The sequence below is a fragment of the Flagellimonas allohymeniacidonis genome, assembly GCF_004296335.1.
In the GTDB taxonomy this organism is placed as follows: Bacteria; Bacteroidota; Bacteroidia; order Flavobacteriales; family Flavobacteriaceae; genus Flagellimonas; species Flagellimonas allohymeniacidonis.
This window is the reverse complement of sequence record NZ_SGIU01000002.1, coordinates 1,421,669-1,436,729: the sequence shown is the minus strand read 5'-3', so window position 1 is coordinate 1,436,729 and position 15,061 is coordinate 1,421,669. Positions and strand designations below refer to the sequence as shown.

Genomic DNA, 15,061 nt, shown 5'->3' with positions numbered 1-15,061 from the left:
GATTATGACAATTATCAGCCTAACTTATATTGATCACTTCTTCGATTTGGGGCACATATTTTTTGATGGTCATTTCAACTCCGCTCTTCAAGGTCATTTGGTTGACACTGCATCCGATGCAGTTGCCTTCCAACTTTACTTTCACGGAACTGCCATTATCTATTGAAACCAAAGATATGTCACCGCCATCACTTTGGAGAAAGGGTCGTATCTCATCCAAAGCTTTTTCCACATTGATTCTTATTTCGTCAGAAGTCATGTTTATTTCTTTTTTATGGCAGCGCATCCCGCCATGGTCGTAATTTTTATCGCTTCTGTAGGAGGTAAGGCCGTATTCCGTCTTACCAATTCGCTTACTACACTTTTCGTCAACTCCTCAAAAGCTTCTTCGGTAGGCGTGGCTGTTTGCAGGGCAGCGGGCCTACCTACATCCCCTGCCTCACGAATACTCTGTACCAAAGGAATTTCTCCCAGAAAAGGTACCCCTAAGTCTTCAGCAAGATTCTTGGCTCCGTCCTTACCAAAGATATGATATTTGTTGTTGGGGAGCTCTGCTGGCGTGAAATAGGCCATATTCTCCACAATTCCCAAAACTGGAACACTTATAGCTTCCTGCTGAAACATGGCAACACCCTTCCTCGCATCGGCCAAGGCAATCTCTTGTGGGGTACTTACCACCACTGCTCCGGTAACCGGTAGGGATTGCATGATGCTCAAATGGATGTCTCCCGTTCCAGGAGGTAAATCCAACAAAAGGAAATCGAGTTCTCCCCAATGGGCATCAAAAATCATTTGATTCAAGGCTTTGGAAGCCATGGGGCCTCTCCAAATCACAGCCTGATTGGGTTGGGTAAAAAACCCGATGGAAAGCAACTTGACCCCATAATTTTCCACGGGTTTCATCTTTGCCTTACCATCAATGTTCACCGACAAGGGCTTCTCCATGGCCACATCAAACATAATGGGCATGGAAGGTCCATAAATATCGGTATCCAAAAGACCAACTTTAAAACCCATTTTTGCCAAGGTAACCGCCAAATTTGCCGTCACTGTGGATTTCCCTACTCCTCCTTTTCCGGAAGCAACTGCGATGATATTTTGAATTCCTGGAATGGGATTTCCCTTGATTTGGTTCACCTTGGGTTTCGCCGGAGCGTCCACCTTAAGGTTCACCTTTATTTTGGCTTTCTGATAGACTTCTTGATGGATGATTTTTAAAATCTCAACCTCAGTCTTCTTCTTGGCCTGAAGACTTGGGTTTTTGATGGTGACATCCACCTCTACCTCATCGCCAAACACCTGCACATTGGTCACCGCACCGCTCTCCACCATATTCTGACCTTCACCAGGGGCTGAAATCTTTTCCAAGGCCTTTAGTACGTCTGTTTTACTCAGCTTCATGAACTCTTTTGCTTTCCAGTCGTTTAAACTGATTATAAATAACAAAGATACGCCTTAGTGGTAACAAAGGAAAGTTTGGTCATTGAAAATGAAGATGATGGGATTGACTTAGGTTATTCCAAGAAATTGTTGAAAGTTCTGAATCAGCTATAGCTCTTTGGCAGGGTCCCAAAAGAATTTTTGAAAATCAACAATTTGATTGTCTTGTACCTCGATACCTTCATTTTCCAAAAGTTGTTGCATGAGATTGGTACCGTCAAAATGGTGTTTTCCTGTTAACACACCTACCCGATTCACAACGCGATGCGCGGGGACTTCCTTTGCCAAGGAATTGTTCATGGCCCAGCCCACCATTCGAGCACTTCGGGCGGCCCCCAAATATTTGGCAATGGCCCCATAAGAGGTTACCCGGCCATAAGGTATTTGCTTGGCGACTTCATACACTTTATCAAAAAAGTTGGGCTCCTCCATTATTTGTAGAATATCCGGAATAAGGTTATTACCAAAAGAATTACCATCAAAACGCTCAAAATGTAATTGGAATTTTTTGAGAACCGATTGGTTTTGGTTTCCAATTTATTGAAATAAAAGGTGTACAAATAGAGCACAGAAAAGGTCCCCAACCCCGCAGCTAAAACGAAGGTAAGAATATCTGTTATTTCAAATTTAATCCATCCAGCGCCGTTCCACATGGCATTCAGTCCGCTATAGTAAGGAATGGTCAAGAGGTTTAAGGCAGCCAGCAACATGCCTTTGAAGAAACTGTTCTTCTTGCTGACCTTCACCGATTTTATCCCTCCTTTTTTGTTTTTCTTCGCAGTCACAAAAAAATAGATGGCAAAAAAAGCAAAAACTCCCAACGCTACTTTCAGTAACATATCGATCACCTCGGGATTGTTATACAGGAATTTAGAAATGAGAACCGCAATATAAGCCTGCACCATGATCATGGAGGAAACTCCCAAGCTGAATATGACCCCATTTAGTTTCCCCTTTTCCACACTGGTCTTGGCGGCGTTCATATTGAGCAAACCTGGTGGTACGGTAGCCATGAATGCGGCAGAAAAAGTTGCAAAAAAAAGCGTAAGTAAGTGTGTCATTGGTCAGTGTAGCCTAAACCTTAAGAAGGTTATTGGTTTTTCATCTTCAAGGTACTGATTTTCATAAAATGTTTTTATCTCCAGAACCTCGGCGGGGCTTCCCTCGTTTCGATATACATCATGGTTCGAATACATAATCTCGTGCCCCAGTCCTTGCAACAGACCGAGGGTATAGCCATGCATGAACTCACTGTCGGTCTTTAGATTTACAACCCCTCCCGGTTTCAAAATTTGCTCATATTTTTTCAAGAAGATTGGATTGGTTAGTCGATGTTTGGTGCGTTTGTATTTGATTTGTGGATCGGGAAAGGTAATCCAGATTTCATCGACCTCGCCTTTGTCAAACAACAGGTCGACCAATTCAATTTGTGTACGAAGAAAGCCTACATTTTTCAACTCCAGGTCCAAAGCGGACTTTGCACCTTTCCAAAATCGGGCGCCCTTGATGTCAATGCCAATGTAATTTTTCTCTGGATTTTGTTCAGCCAAGCCTACCGTATATTCACCTTTACCACACCCCAACTCCAAAACAATAGGATGGTCATTTTTAAAGAAGCTTTTCCATTTTCCTTTCCATTGAAAACCATTGATTACCTCCTCCCGAGTAGGTTGGAGCACATTTGGAAATGACTCATTCTCTTTAAACCGTTTTAACTTGTTTTTACTTCCCATGGGGTACTAGGACTTGCGAAAATTTAATGTTTTGGCAAAACTAAGGAAATACAAAAGCAATCTCGATGTTGTTTCTTACATGAATGCAAAATTCCAAAAGAATCCTGGTTGCGCCTCTAAACTGGGGTTTAGGGCATGCAACGCGATGTATTCCCATTATCAATGCGTTATTGGCATTTGGACATAAGCCCTATATTGCTTCAGACGGTGTGGCGCTTGCTTTGTTACAAAAAGAATTTCCCAATCTCCCATCCTTTGAACTGCCCTCCTACAAAATTACCTACGCCGAGAAGGCAAGAAATTTTAAAATCAAAATGATTTGGGATTCTCCCAAAGTGCTCAAGGCCATGGCGGCTGAGAAAAAAGCAGTAAAGAAATTAGTAAAGAAACATCAGATTGAGGGCATCATTTCAGATAACCGGATGGGGGTCTTTTATAAAAAAGTCCCTTGCGTGTTCATCACCCATCAATTAAATGTGCTTTCTGGAAATACGACCTGGATGAGCTCAAAGGCCCATCAAAAAATCATTAAAAAATTCGATGCCTGCTGGGTGCCCGATATTAAAGGTAAGCCCAATCTTACTGGAAAACTGGGCCATTTGAAAAAATCGAAAATCAATATAGAATACTTGGGGCCCTTAAGTCGATTTCAAAAAAGTGATGTCGATACAAAATTTGACGTTATGGTTCTTCTATCGGGTCCTGAACCACAACGCACCTTATTGGAGGAAAAATTGCTTAAGGAGTTCACCATCTTTGAGGGAAAGGTACTCCTGATTAAGGGTGTCATTGAGAATTCTCAAACCAAAGAAACCGTAACCTCCGACAAAGGCTCCATTGAGATTTATAATTTTATGCAATCTTCAGAACTGGAAAAGTCAATTAATCAAAGTGCACGAATACTATGTCGTTCAGGGTATACCACGGTTATGGATTTGGCCAAATTGGAAAAGAAGGCATTTTTTATTCCGACTCCGGGTCAATACGAACAAGAATATTTGGCAAAGCGTTTGGACAAGAAAGGTTTGGTCCCGTATTGTAAGCAAAATGAGTTTACCATTGATGTTTTGGAAAGAATTGAATCCTACATGGGACTCACTTCCTTTGATTCGATCAGTGACTTTTCGACCATCTTCGAAGTTTTTTCCAAGGTAAAAGAGAATTCAGAACCCACTGCCTCCTCGCTTTCCACATAAATTTTCTCATCGTGGGCCTCTATAATGTGTTTTACAATGGCAAGTCCCAGCCCAGAACCCCCTTCCTGGCGGCTTCCACTCTTATCTACCCGGTAGAATCGCTCGAACAATCGGGGTATGTGCTCCTTGGGAATTCCCTCCCCATTATCGGTCACCCTAACAATTACTTTGTTCTTGATAAGGTTTTCAACGCTTACTTCGGTTGTCCCTTTTGGATGACCATATTTGATTGAATTCACCAACAGATTACTTACTACTTGCTGTATTTTCTCCCTGTCCGCATTGACATAGATGGGATGGTTGTATTCCATATCGAAGGTCAAGGTGATCTCCTTACTGGCGGCCTTCATCTCAAGAAGTTCAAATACGTTTTGAATCAGTTCAATGATATCAAAATCCTCCCGTTCCAATTTTAAACCTCCAACTTCAAGTTTTGAGATCAGATCAAGGTCACGGACAATATAAATAAGCCGCTCAACACCTTTATTGGCTCGAGCCAAATATTTTTCCCTCACTTTTTTATCCTTAATAGCCCCGTCAAGCAAAGTGAGAATATATCCCTGCACGGTAAAAAGAGGGGTTTTTAGTTCATGGGACACATTACCTAAGAATTCTTTTCGGTATTCTTCCCTGATTTTTAGGGTATCGATTTCTATTTTTTTGTCCTCGGCAAATTTTTCAATTTCCTCTGTCAAGGTTTTCATATCGGTGGTTACCGGTTTTGAGGAAAATGAGGTGGATTCCAATAGCGATACGTCGTCATATATTTTTTTGACCCGTCGGTAAATAAAACGTTCTACCCGAATTTGAAGTACCACAAAGGAGACAGCGAAACTTATAACCACAAAAACAGCAAGGAAAAACCAATCCCAATTATTTTGAAGCAACATGAAAACGACTAAACTCGCCGTAAAGAAAAAGGTGATGAGGAGAGAAGAACGTAAAGCAAACTTGTAAGATTTTCGGGTTTGTATGGCCATTACAGCACAAACTTGTAGCCCACGCCCTTGACGGTCTTGAAGTGATGGTCTCCAATTTTTTCACGCAATTTTCTGATGTGCACGTCGATGGTTCTTCCTCCAACAACCACTTCGTTGCCCCAAACTTTATCCAGAATCACTTCGCGTTTGAAGACCTTGCTCGGCTTTGAGGTCAAGAGGGAAAGGAGTTCAAATTCCTTTCTTGGGAGTACAATCTCCTTACCATTGTTCACGATTTTATATTCTTCCCTATTGATTACAATATTGCCCACTTTTACAATATCCTCAACCTCGGCTTTGTCTTCCTTTAATCTTCTTAAAAGAGCCTTCACCTTACTCACCAACACTTTGGGTTTAATGGGCTTTGTAATGTAGTCATCGGCACCAGCATCAAAACCGGCAACTTGGGAGTAATCCTCGCCCCTTGCAGTGAGAAAGGTAATAATAGTGTTTTCCAAGCCTGGAGTACTCCTGAGTATTTCACAAGCTTCAATGCCATCCATCTCTGGCATCATGACATCCAATATAATAAGATGGGGCTGTTTCTTTTTGGCTTTGGCAACACCTTCAACCCCGTTTTTGGCCGTGAAGACCTCATATCCCTCTCCAGATAAGTTATAGCTGACAATCTCCAAAATATCTGGTTCGTCATCTACCAAAAGAATACGTATGTCCTTAGCTTTCATGGAATGGTACATTTAGTGTTAACTGCCCAAATGTAAATATAATACTATAACGTCATAAATGCTTAACATTCATTTAATGTCATAACGTTATTGTAACAGTTTTTCAATGAATTTTTAACCCCGGCCTAACATCGCTTTTACAGCTCGTCGCGTTCTTTGCCCCGAAATAAAATCCAAGCAAACAACTGATGAGAACATATCTGACACTCTTATTTACCTTCATATGTATAAGTGGTTTTGCACAGCAAAGTGGCGGCATTGTTGGTAAATTGACCGATAAGGAACTTAACAACGATCCTTTGGCCTTTGCCAATGTGATTATCAAAGGAACAACCCAGGGGACTACCTCCGATTTTGATGGACTTTTCGAAATTGAGAATGTTGAGCCTGGAACCTACACCTTGGTCATTAGCTTTTTGGGATATGAAACCTTGGAAATCCCAAACGTGGTCGTTGAGGCTGGAAAAGTTGCCCAGATAAATGCAGGTCTCGGGGCAAGTAGTGTAGGCTTGGACGAGGTTGTTGTAACCACATCAGCTAGACAGGATTCGGAAGTTGCTCTTTTGCTTTCACAGAAAAAAGCCTTGGTGATTCAAGAAGCCATCAGTGCAGAGGCCCTTACCTTAAAAGGTATTGATGATGCAGCCGCAGCCGTAGCGCAAATTTCTGGTATCTCAAAACAACAGGGTTCAAGCAATGTTTATGTTAGAGGATTGGGTGACCGTTATCAAAATACGACCATGAATGGTCTTGCGCTTCCCTCCAATGATGTCAATAAAAAGAATATTAATCTGGACTTGTTCTCTTCCAGTATCATTGAAAATGTTTCTGTAGGAAAAGCTTATAATTCTACATTCTTTGGTGACTTTGCTGCCGGAAATGTAAATGTTGATTCCAAAGAATATACCGGCGATGGATATTTTGAGATTGTCTTGGGAAGTGGAATAAACACCAATGCCTCTGGGGAAGACTTCGTACGAAGTGAAGGCCCAAGCAATTTCGGTTTTTACAACCGCTACGATAATGACCCTTTCGCCATTATCCTTTCCCATGGTGTGGACCCACAAGACGCATGGAATCCCATAAACCTATCTGCGGCTGTGGAAGGCGGCTATTCCTTCAACTTTAATAACGATGAATCACGATTAAGCTTTTTTGGTGCTGCAAGCTTTAACAATGGCTACGAAATCTGGGAAGGTCCCGCAAGAGACTTTACCAATGTACTGAAAGTAGACTTTCCCAATGTTCGTGAATTTGCATACAAAACAAACACCACTGCATTGGGTAACATTGTATATCGCATCAATAGTGAAAACAAAGTCAAATACAGCTCTTTGTTCATCAACAGTTCAACGGATGCGGTTGGCTTTTATGGTGTCAATGGATTGGGTACCAATCGGGACGCCATCATTACAACCGATGAAGGTTTCTTTATTCAGAACGTACAGTTCAACCAAGACATGATTTTTGTTAACCAATTAACAGGTCAGCATGTTTTTGACGAAAAGTGGGATGTTGATTGGGGAATAGGTTTTAACAAGGTTTTTTCTGATGAACCCGATCGTAAGCGATTGTCCTTGGAAAACTATCAGTTTGCTTTGGATGCAGATGCCGACACAAATCCTGTTTTTTATACCAATATTCCTTTCGACAACCAACGCTTTTTTCAAAGTATCGAAGATGACGAGCTAAACAGTTTCATCCATCTTGGTTATCAGGTTTCTGATAATGTCAAATTGAATTTTGGATATAACGGAAGGCGAAAAGAGCGTAGGTTCAATAGTATTCGATATGGGTACGAGATTCAAGATCGTGACGCAACACCGATTACGGATGTGAACAACTTCAATTCCATTTTCGATGTGAACAACATCAATATTCCTGCTGGGAGTGGTCTTTGGGATTTGCTCGTATTGAATCCCATCAACAACGATATTGGAAATCGAAACCGTCCTGGGCTTCCAGAGAATACGTACAAAGGTAACTTGAATGTTAACGGTGTTTACGCAGCTGCTGAACTTCAAGTTGGTGAAAAATGGTCATTTGTTCCAGGGCTACGTGTTGAGACCTATGATCAAGATATCGTTTATGATGTGATCAACATCCGACCTGATGATCCCGGCGCTAGAAGTGTTTACGAAAATATCTTCCTTCCAAGTTTGAACATAAAATATGCCCTAAACGAGAATTCCAATTTAAGGTTTGCAGCTAGTAAAACAGCATCTTTCCCCGAGTTTAAGGAAGTAGCTCCTTTTGTATATGAAGCAGTGACAATACGATATGGTGGTAACCCAGATTTGTTGGGAGGCCTCGATGGAACTGGAGCAACCTATTCTGACATTTACAACTACGATATTAAGTATGAGTGGTTTTTGGAAAGAGGCGAGATCATTTCGCTTGCAGCATTTGCGAAAACCATCAAGGATCCTGTAAACCGAGTTGTAGCCGCTGATGCTACGGGAACCCAGAGGTATTTTAGAACTGGGGAGCAAGCGGATATCTTCGGGGTCGAATTGGAAGTAAGGAAAAATCTTTACACAGATGCGGATGACAACGCTGTAGTTTCTGTAGGCTTGAATGCGGCTTATACAAATACAGACCAGGATTTGAGGGACATTCCAGCTGGTGAAGAAAATACTTTCGGAACCACCTTCGACAGAACTTCGGATGAATTGGAAGGAGCTTCGCCTTTTATTATAAATGCCGATTTGAATTATAGTCCTGTATTTGGAACTTATAAACCCAGGGCTACCGTAGCCTTCTCATATTTCTCCGATCGTATTTTCTCTTTGGGAGCAGGCAGCTTGGGTAATATTGTTGAAAAAGCGGTTCCCACTTTGAATTTTGTATGGCAAAACTCTTTTGGTGAACATTTTGAAGCCAATTTATCAGCAAAGAACATTTTGGATCCAGATATCTCCTTTGTACGGGAAGGAACCGGAATCGGGGATATCGTAATACGAGAGTATAACCTTGGGGTTAACGTTGGGCTAACCCTTAAATATAAATTTTAATTCTTTTTTTAAACTCAAACAAATGAAAAACAAGTTTTTATTTTTAGGTATAGCCGCTGCTTTGTTTATTGCTTGTGAAAGCGACGATACCTCAGACATTGTTATTAACGATAACAGTGTAACAACTACGAACAATAATACTGGAAGTGATCCTGACCAATCTGAAAACACGGTTAACCTTAGTGGTGTTTTCACGGAGAATTTAACCTTGGATTCAGAAATAGAATACGTAATTACCGGTCCTGTTTTGATGTCCGCAGGAACTACACTTACCGTTCCAGCTGGTATGACTGTGAGAGCTGAGCCCGTGGGAGTAAATGCTTACATTGCTATTTTGCAAGGGGCAAGAATCATTGCCGACGGTGAGCCAGATGCACCCATAGTATTTACATCCAACGCTGGTACTCCATCTTCTGGAGATTGGGGAGGTTTGGTAATCTGTGGAAGAGCACCGATCAACTCTACTCCAAATGGTTCTGATGACACAGCAACAACCGAAGTTGGAGGTCTTTCTTTTGGAGGAAATATGCCAACCGATAATTCAGGTATTCTAGAATACGTTCGAGTAGAATATGCCGGTGGTGCCATTGATGGTAATGCCGAACTTAATGGAGTTTCCATCTACGGAGTGGGAACTGGTACCACTATTGATTTTGTTCAGGTTTATGAAGGTTCCGACGATGGATTCGAATTCTTCGGAGGAACAGTGAATGCAAGCCACTTGGTCGTTGTAAATTCCGAAGACGATTCCATTGACTGGACAGAAGGATTTGTAGGAAGTTTAACCGACGTTTACGTGCAGCACGGAGATAGCCACGACAAAGCTTTCGAATGTGATGGATACAACACTGATTTTAGCAATGAGGGTGGATATTTCTCAGCTCCTACCGTGACCAATGTAACCGTAGTTGGTGACGGCACAGACGATGGTGACGAAGCGATTAGGCTAAGAGCCGGTACACAAGGTACCTTCACCAATGTAGTTATCAACGACTACGATGAAGCTTTTGATTTGGATGGTGATATGGGAGACAATCCAACAGGTCAAGGTGTATTGGATGACCTCTTGAACATTGTTGATGTTACCTTCAACAATGTGACCACCAACTTGAAAAATGATACCGGATTCACCTTTACTGAGGCTGACATTATTTCCGGGGTTGGAAATGGTACAGGTACCGATGTTGCCACTTGGGGAGCTGGGTGGACCGTGGGTATCAACTAATTTAAGATGTTTCGCAATAGTTAAAGGCCTTGCTCAGCAGGGCCTTTTATTTTGCACTTTATCGAAAATCTGGGTCCTTTTTCGATAAACGGTTCATTTTCAGCGACGTATTTAGCTATATTTGTGGCATAGCCTTTGTAACCTACTTTGTATGAAACACCTTTACTTGGTTTTCTTTTTATGTATTTGCAGTATTGGGTTTTCTCAAGAAAATATCCAATCCACTGCTGATATCAATGGGTTAAAGCTCTATCCAAATCCGGTTACCCAAGGTAAAATCTATGTTGAAACCCCTCAAAACTCCCCTAAGCAAATAGTCATTTTTGATGTTTTGGGAACCCAAGTGTTACGGACAACCATCATAGGCAGGGAGCTCAATCTTTCCAATCTAGACAGAGGAGTGTACATCATTAGAATACAGGAACATAGCAAGGTAGCCACCCGAAAGCTCATTATCAAATAGTTCCATTTTTCCTACAAGTTCTGGCTCTTAGCCGGGTTTCTTTCTTTTTTACATACATAATTCTTTGTTTCACAACATTTTATGGTATGCTTTAACCTTGTTGACTACATTTATAATGCTTAATTCCCAAATCAGCATTTATGAGGAAACTCTACTTTGTTATTATACTTATGGCTTTTCCACTATTTACCTTCGGTCAGGAATTGGTCAGTGTCAATACCCAACAAATAAGCGAATTGCAGGGTTTTAAAATGTACCCCAATCCCGTTTATGGCGATGAAGTGTATATTACCACAGAAACGAACGGCGTTAAATCAATAAAGATTTATGATGTTTTTGGAGAGGTTGTTCTAACCGACAGGATTTCAACCAATACTTTGAACATCTCACGATTGGTTCCCGGCGTATATGTGCTTCAAGTAACGGAAAGAGAGAAAACAATGACCCGTAAGCTGGTCATCAAATAGGTTGGCTCTCTTCACTTTTTGACACTTAGCTTTCTATTTTTGGGTACTTTTACTTCCTGATGGACGTTAAAAGAATCCAGAAAATCTTCGCGTTAGACAATCAGGCTGATTTTAATGATCTAGCACTCGAAATCTTCGATTTTCAGTATCGAAACAACTCCATCTACAGGAAATATTGTAAGCTTTTGGGAAAATCGCCCTCGAACGTATCCCAAACCCTGGATATCCCCTTTTTACCTATCGAATTCTTCAAATCGGAACGAATTATATGTTCTGGGAAAGTCCCCGAACTTGTTTTTGAAAGCAGTGGCACTACGGGCAGCTTAACCAGCAAACATTTTGTTCTCGATGCTAGACTCTACCAGCAAAGTTATCGTTTGGCATTCGAGAAATTCTACGGTCCAATAAACGAATATTGCGTTTTGGCCTTGTTACCTTCTTATTTGGAGCGTCAAAATTCGTCCTTGGTCTATATGGTCAACGATCTAATAGAAAAAAGCGGACATTCGGACAGTGGTTTTTACCTCAACAACCTGCAAGAACTGAGTTCAACCCTTTTGCGACTTGAAAAAGCAAAACAAAAAACATTGCTCATTGGTGTTTCTTTTGCCTTGCTTGATTTGGCAGAAGAGTTTCCCATTCCCTTAAGGCATACTACCATCATGGAAACTGGCGGCATGAAAGGCCGCAGAAAAGAAATGATTCGTGAAGAGCTCCATCGGGTGTTGAAAAAAGCCTTCAGCACCTCAGAAATACATTCCGAATATGGCATGACCGAGTTGTTGTCGCAGGCCTACTCTAAGGGCAACGGAAGATTTCAATCCCCAAATTGGATGAAAATCATGACGCGGGACTCAGAAGATCCTTTGTCCTGGGCAGTCCACCGCAAAACTGGAGGAGTCAATGTAATAGATTTGGCCAATGTATACTCCTGTGCATTCATTGCCACGCAAGACCTGGGCAAGACCTATGAAGATGGCTCTTTCGAAGTTTTGGGACGGTTTGACCATTCGGACATAAGGGGTTGCAACCTTATGGCTCTTTGACTTCAATCAATTGATTATCAATAAATAGTAATTCTTTTTTCCTCGTTGTAGGAGCACAAAACGGTCATTGATCAAGTCCGAAGAACTTATGGTGTAATCCTCCTTGACCTTCGCTTTATTTACAGAAATGGAATTTTGTTTTAACTCTCTTCGTGCCTCACCATTGGAACCTAGGAAGCCCGTTTTGGCCGCCAAAGCCCCTATCATATCCAGACCATTTTCAAGTTCAGATTTGGGCAGCTCTGCCTGCGGAATCCCTTCAAAAACATCTAAAAATGTCTTTTCGTCCAACTGTTTTAGATCTTCTGAGGTGGATTTTCCGAAGAGAATGGTACTTGCGTGAACGGCTTTTTCCAAATCCCCTTTTGAGTGGACCATTACCGTGATTTCCTCAGCCAGTTTTTTCTGAAGCATCCTCAAATGTGGCTCTTCCTCATGTTCTTTGGCTAGCGCCTCTATCTCATCTTTACTTAAAAACGTGAAGATCTTAATATACTTTACCGCATCTTCATCAGAGGTATTTAGCCAATATTGGTAGAATTTATAGGGAGATGTTCTATGGGCGTCCAACCAAATGTTGCCGCCTTCAGTCTTGCCAAATTTGGTGCCATCCGCCTTGGTGATCAGCGGACAAGTCAAGGCAAAACCTTTACCGCCACCAATCCTTCGGATGAGCTCTGTACCCGTGGTAATATTACCCCATTGATCACTTCCGCCCATCTGTAGGGTGCAGTTGTAATTTTGGAACAAATACAGAAAATCGTACCCCTGCACCAATTGGTAGGTAAACTCGGTGAATGACATGCCTTCCTTTGCCTCAGAAGACAAGCGTTTCCTCACAGAGTCTTTGGCCATCATGTAATTCACGGTGATATGCTTTCCAACATCACGAATGAATTCCAAAAAGCTAAAATCCTTCATCCAGTCGTAATTGTTCACCAACATGGCCGCATTGGGTGCATCACTTTCAAAGTCCAAAAAACGGGAGAGCTGTTCTTTGATCGATTCCTGATTAAGCCGCAGGGTTTTCTCATCCAAAAGATTACGTTCCATCGATTTGCCTGAGGGGTCTCCTATCATGCCCGTGGCTCCGCCAATCAAAGCAAAAGGTTTGTGACCGGCCAATTGAAAGTGTTTGAGCATCATTACACTGACCAAATGACCAATGTGAAGCGAATCGGCAGTAGGGTCGATCCCCACATAAGCAGCCTGCATCTCCTGCATAAGATGTTCCTCAGTGCCCGGCATCACATCATGGACCATTCCCCTCCAACGTAATTCTTCTACAAAGTTTTTACTCATCCCTAGGTATTTCAGAAAGTGCAAATATAGAATGAAGTTCTTATATCGATATGTAAATCCGCATCAAATGGGTACTTTTACGAAATGATTTTGGTTACCGGAGGAACTGGATTGATTGGGGCCCATTTGCTCTTCAAATTGGTGGAACAAGGAGAGGCTGTTAAAGCAACCTATCGAGATAAAAGTTCCATCCCCAAGGTCACCAAGGTTTTTAGCTACTACACTGATAATCCTGAGGATTACCTCAAAAAAATCCAATGGGTAAAGGCCGATATTACCGATTTGGGTTCTTTGGAAGCCCATTTTCATGATGTGGACTATGTGTACCACTCTGCAGCACTTATTTCGTTTGATCCCAAAGATTTCAATTCCTTGTTAAAAATCAATGTTGAGGGCACGGCGAACGTCGTAAACCTATCGCTCAAACATGGTATTAAACAACTGTGCTATGTCAGCTCAATTGCTGCTATTGGTTCAGGGAAAAAAGGTGTCGCCATTAACGAGGAAACAGAGTGGAACGACACCTATGTTTCGGTATATGGTCTGTCAAAGTTTGAGGCCGAACTGGAAGTTTGGAGAGGTTGGAAAGAAGGGCTTCCAGTTGTTGTTGTTAACCCAGGAATTGTATTGGGTCCCGGGTTTTGGCACTCAGGAAGCGGTGTGCTTTTCAAACACGTCGCCAAGGAAAAAAAGAGTTCATTTCCTGGAGGAACCGGTTTTACAAGCGTAAACGATGTGGTATCTGCAATGACCTATCTAATGAAATCCAATATCTCTGGGGAGCGTTATATTTTGGTCAACCAAAACCTAAGTTACCTTGATGTTTTTGAAAAAATCGCCGTAGCCATGGGAGTAAATCCACCCGAAAAGAAAGTTCCGATGTGGGTATTGGAATTTTTATGGCGGATGGATTTCCTTTCCCAAATATTTACCGGAAAACGCAGAAAGCTCACAAAAAACATTGTAAAAGGCCTTTACAACCAAGAGAATTACGACAATGCCAAATCCAGAACTATCCCCGGATTTGAATACGAATCCTTGGACGACACCATTGCTTTTTGCAGTTCCAAATTCAAGATTTAATTGGAAGATGGGGTGGGGTCTTCCTTCTTCACATTGACCGTATCTTTTTCGGCTTCTTGAACCTTCCGGATACTGTCATTTCTGCTTTTCTTGGCCTCTTCCAGAGATGTTCTTTGCTTCTGAATTTTAGACTCCACTTCTTCATATATGGATTGATACTCCAAAGGAATGGAAGCATAATACCGGTCACTGTTGGAAAATTGAAGGCTGTCTATTTCGTATTTCAGAAACAAAAAGTCCATGATTTCAATATCATTGTCTTCCAACACTGACCCAAACGACGTTCTCGTGGCATTCAAGATGGCCAGGTCATGTAAAATTTCCACCATTTTCTCCTTGGGAATAAGGTCTTGAGGTGGCTCAATTACCTTTTCAGCGCATGAGATGGTCAGTATGGCAAATAAAAGCAGTGTTACTTTCTTCATT

At 41.7% G+C, this 15,061-nt stretch carries 16 protein-coding genes; 7 read left to right on the top strand and 9 right to left on the bottom strand.

Annotated features, from left to right (window positions below):
* Nucleotides 1-19: 19 nt before the first annotated feature.
* The 5 genes from EW142_RS15045 to trmB form a co-directional block, all read right to left on the bottom strand.
* A complete protein-coding gene (locus EW142_RS15045) occupies nucleotides 20-259 on the bottom strand; it encodes a NifU family protein (protein ID WP_130615252.1) in 240 nt (79 codons plus the stop codon).
* Between the two features lie 2 nt (nucleotides 260-261).
* Nucleotides 262-1,401: an Mrp/NBP35 family ATP-binding protein gene (locus EW142_RS15040; RefSeq protein ID WP_130615250.1), complete on the bottom strand. Its 1,140-nt coding sequence runs from the start codon at nucleotides 1,399-1,401 to the stop codon at nucleotides 262-264.
* 147 nt (nucleotides 1,402-1,548) lie between these two features.
* Nucleotides 1,549-1,872: an MGMT family protein gene (locus EW142_RS15035; RefSeq protein ID WP_130615248.1), complete on the bottom strand. Its 324-nt coding sequence runs from the start codon at nucleotides 1,870-1,872 to the stop codon at nucleotides 1,549-1,551.
* Complete coding sequence (locus EW142_RS15030; protein ID WP_130615246.1) at nucleotides 1,872-2,501, bottom strand: LysE family transporter; 630 nt, start codon at nucleotides 2,499-2,501, stop codon at nucleotides 1,872-1,874. Before EW142_RS15030 ends, EW142_RS15035 begins: the two co-directional genes overlap by 1 nt.
* Nucleotides 2,502-2,504: 3 nt before the next feature.
* Complete coding sequence (trmB, locus tag EW142_RS15025; RefSeq protein ID WP_130615244.1) at nucleotides 2,505-3,173, bottom strand: tRNA (guanosine(46)-N7)-methyltransferase TrmB; 669 nt, start codon at nucleotides 3,171-3,173, stop codon at nucleotides 2,505-2,507.
* A gap of 83 nt (nucleotides 3,174-3,256) precedes the next feature.
* Here trmB and EW142_RS15020 point away from each other — a divergent pair, with 83 nt between their 5' ends.
* Complete coding sequence (locus EW142_RS15020; protein WP_130615242.1) at nucleotides 3,257-4,369, top strand: glycosyltransferase; 1,113 nt, start codon at nucleotides 3,257-3,259, stop codon at nucleotides 4,367-4,369.
* On the opposite strand, the gene EW142_RS15015 is transcribed toward EW142_RS15020, so the two are convergent.
* Nucleotides 4,258-5,349: a sensor histidine kinase gene (locus EW142_RS15015; protein ID WP_130615241.1), complete on the bottom strand. Its 1,092-nt coding sequence runs from the start codon at nucleotides 5,347-5,349 to the stop codon at nucleotides 4,258-4,260. The genes EW142_RS15020 and EW142_RS15015 overlap by 112 nt on opposite strands.
* Nucleotides 5,349-6,035, bottom strand: coding sequence for a response regulator transcription factor (locus EW142_RS15010; RefSeq protein WP_130615239.1), 687 nt, complete (start codon nucleotides 6,033-6,035; stop codon nucleotides 5,349-5,351). Before EW142_RS15010 ends, EW142_RS15015 begins: the two co-directional genes overlap by 1 nt.
* A 188-nt stretch (nucleotides 6,036-6,223) precedes the next feature.
* On the opposite strand from EW142_RS15010, the gene EW142_RS15005 reads away from it, so the two are divergent.
* The 5 genes from EW142_RS15005 to EW142_RS14985 all read left to right on the top strand — a co-directional run bounded on the left by EW142_RS15005 (nucleotide 6,224) and on the right by EW142_RS14985 (nucleotide 12,250).
* On the top strand, nucleotides 6,224-9,049 hold the full coding sequence (locus EW142_RS15005) for a TonB-dependent receptor (protein WP_130615237.1): 2,826 nt from the start codon (nucleotides 6,224-6,226) through the stop codon (nucleotides 9,047-9,049).
* 22 nt (nucleotides 9,050-9,071) lie between these two features.
* On the top strand, nucleotides 9,072-10,274 hold the full coding sequence (locus EW142_RS15000; RefSeq protein ID WP_130615235.1) for a multidrug transporter: 1,203 nt from the start codon (nucleotides 9,072-9,074) through the stop codon (nucleotides 10,272-10,274).
* A 151-nt stretch (nucleotides 10,275-10,425) separates the two neighbouring features.
* Nucleotides 10,426-10,737 (top strand): T9SS type A sorting domain-containing protein, encoded by a 312-nt coding sequence (locus EW142_RS14995; protein WP_130615233.1) that lies wholly within the window; start codon nucleotides 10,426-10,428, stop codon nucleotides 10,735-10,737.
* A 140-nt stretch (nucleotides 10,738-10,877) separates the two neighbouring features.
* Complete coding sequence (locus tag EW142_RS14990; protein ID WP_130615231.1) at nucleotides 10,878-11,204, top strand: T9SS type A sorting domain-containing protein; 327 nt, start codon at nucleotides 10,878-10,880, stop codon at nucleotides 11,202-11,204.
* Between the two features lie 59 nt (nucleotides 11,205-11,263).
* The gene (locus tag EW142_RS14985) at nucleotides 11,264-12,250 is read left to right on the top strand and encodes a LuxE/PaaK family acyltransferase (RefSeq protein ID WP_130615229.1); all 987 of its coding nucleotides are present in this window, start codon (nucleotides 11,264-11,266) and stop codon (nucleotides 12,248-12,250) included.
* A gap of 6 nt (nucleotides 12,251-12,256) precedes the next feature.
* Here EW142_RS14985 and tyrS read toward each other — a convergent pair whose 3' ends face one another.
* Nucleotides 12,257-13,552 carry a tyrosine--tRNA ligase gene (gene tyrS / locus EW142_RS14980; protein WP_130615227.1) on the bottom strand — a complete coding sequence of 432 codons (1,296 nt, stop codon included), beginning with the start codon at nucleotides 13,550-13,552 and terminating at the stop codon, nucleotides 12,257-12,259.
* A gap of 84 nt (nucleotides 13,553-13,636) precedes the next feature.
* On the opposite strand from tyrS, the gene EW142_RS14975 reads away from it, so the two are divergent.
* Nucleotides 13,637-14,635 carry an NAD-dependent epimerase/dehydratase family protein gene (locus EW142_RS14975; RefSeq protein WP_130615225.1) on the top strand — a complete coding sequence of 333 codons (999 nt, stop codon included), beginning with the start codon at nucleotides 13,637-13,639 and terminating at the stop codon, nucleotides 14,633-14,635.
* Here the strand turns inward: EW142_RS14975 and EW142_RS14970 are convergent.
* The gene (locus tag EW142_RS14970) at nucleotides 14,632-15,060 is read right to left on the bottom strand and encodes a DUF4296 domain-containing protein (RefSeq protein WP_130615223.1); all 429 of its coding nucleotides are present in this window, start codon (nucleotides 15,058-15,060) and stop codon (nucleotides 14,632-14,634) included. The genes EW142_RS14975 and EW142_RS14970 overlap by 4 nt on opposite strands.
* Between the last annotated feature and the right edge of the window lies 1 nt (nucleotide 15,061).

Coding starts and splice junctions, on each gene's coding strand:
- trmB (WP_130615244.1), bottom strand. CDS start 3,173: ATGGGAAGTAAAAACAAGTTAAAACGGTTTAAAGAGAATGAGTCATTT.
- tyrS (WP_130615227.1), bottom strand. CDS start 13,552: ATGAGTAAAAACTTTGTAGAAGAATTACGTTGGAGGGGAATGGTCCAT.
- EW142_RS14995 (WP_130615233.1), top strand. CDS start 10,426: ATGAAACACCTTTACTTGGTTTTCTTTTTATGTATTTGCAGTATTGGG.
- EW142_RS15015 (WP_130615241.1), bottom strand. CDS start 5,349: ATGGCCATACAAACCCGAAAATCTTACAAGTTTGCTTTACGTTCTTCT.
- EW142_RS14975 (WP_130615225.1), top strand. CDS start 13,637: ATGATTTTGGTTACCGGAGGAACTGGATTGATTGGGGCCCATTTGCTC.
- EW142_RS14985 (WP_130615229.1), top strand. CDS start 11,264: ATGGACGTTAAAAGAATCCAGAAAATCTTCGCGTTAGACAATCAGGCT.
- EW142_RS15000 (WP_130615235.1), top strand. CDS start 9,072: ATGAAAAACAAGTTTTTATTTTTAGGTATAGCCGCTGCTTTGTTTATT.
- EW142_RS15005 (WP_130615237.1), top strand. CDS start 6,224: ATGAGAACATATCTGACACTCTTATTTACCTTCATATGTATAAGTGGT.
- EW142_RS14990 (WP_130615231.1), top strand. CDS start 10,878: ATGAGGAAACTCTACTTTGTTATTATACTTATGGCTTTTCCACTATTT.
- EW142_RS15010 (WP_130615239.1), bottom strand. CDS start 6,035: ATGAAAGCTAAGGACATACGTATTCTTTTGGTAGATGACGAACCAGAT.
- EW142_RS15040 (WP_130615250.1), bottom strand. CDS start 1,401: ATGAAGCTGAGTAAAACAGACGTACTAAAGGCCTTGGAAAAGATTTCA.
- EW142_RS15035 (WP_130615248.1), bottom strand. CDS start 1,872: ATGGAGGAGCCCAACTTTTTTGATAAAGTGTATGAAGTCGCCAAGCAA.
- EW142_RS14970 (WP_130615223.1), bottom strand. CDS start 15,060: ATGAAGAAAGTAACACTGCTTTTATTTGCCATACTGACCATCTCATGC.
- EW142_RS15045 (WP_130615252.1), bottom strand. CDS start 259: ATGACTTCTGACGAAATAAGAATCAATGTGGAAAAAGCTTTGGATGAG.
- EW142_RS15020 (WP_130615242.1), top strand. CDS start 3,257: ATGCAAAATTCCAAAAGAATCCTGGTTGCGCCTCTAAACTGGGGTTTA.
- EW142_RS15030 (WP_130615246.1), bottom strand. CDS start 2,501: ATGACACACTTACTTACGCTTTTTTTTGCAACTTTTTCTGCCGCATTC.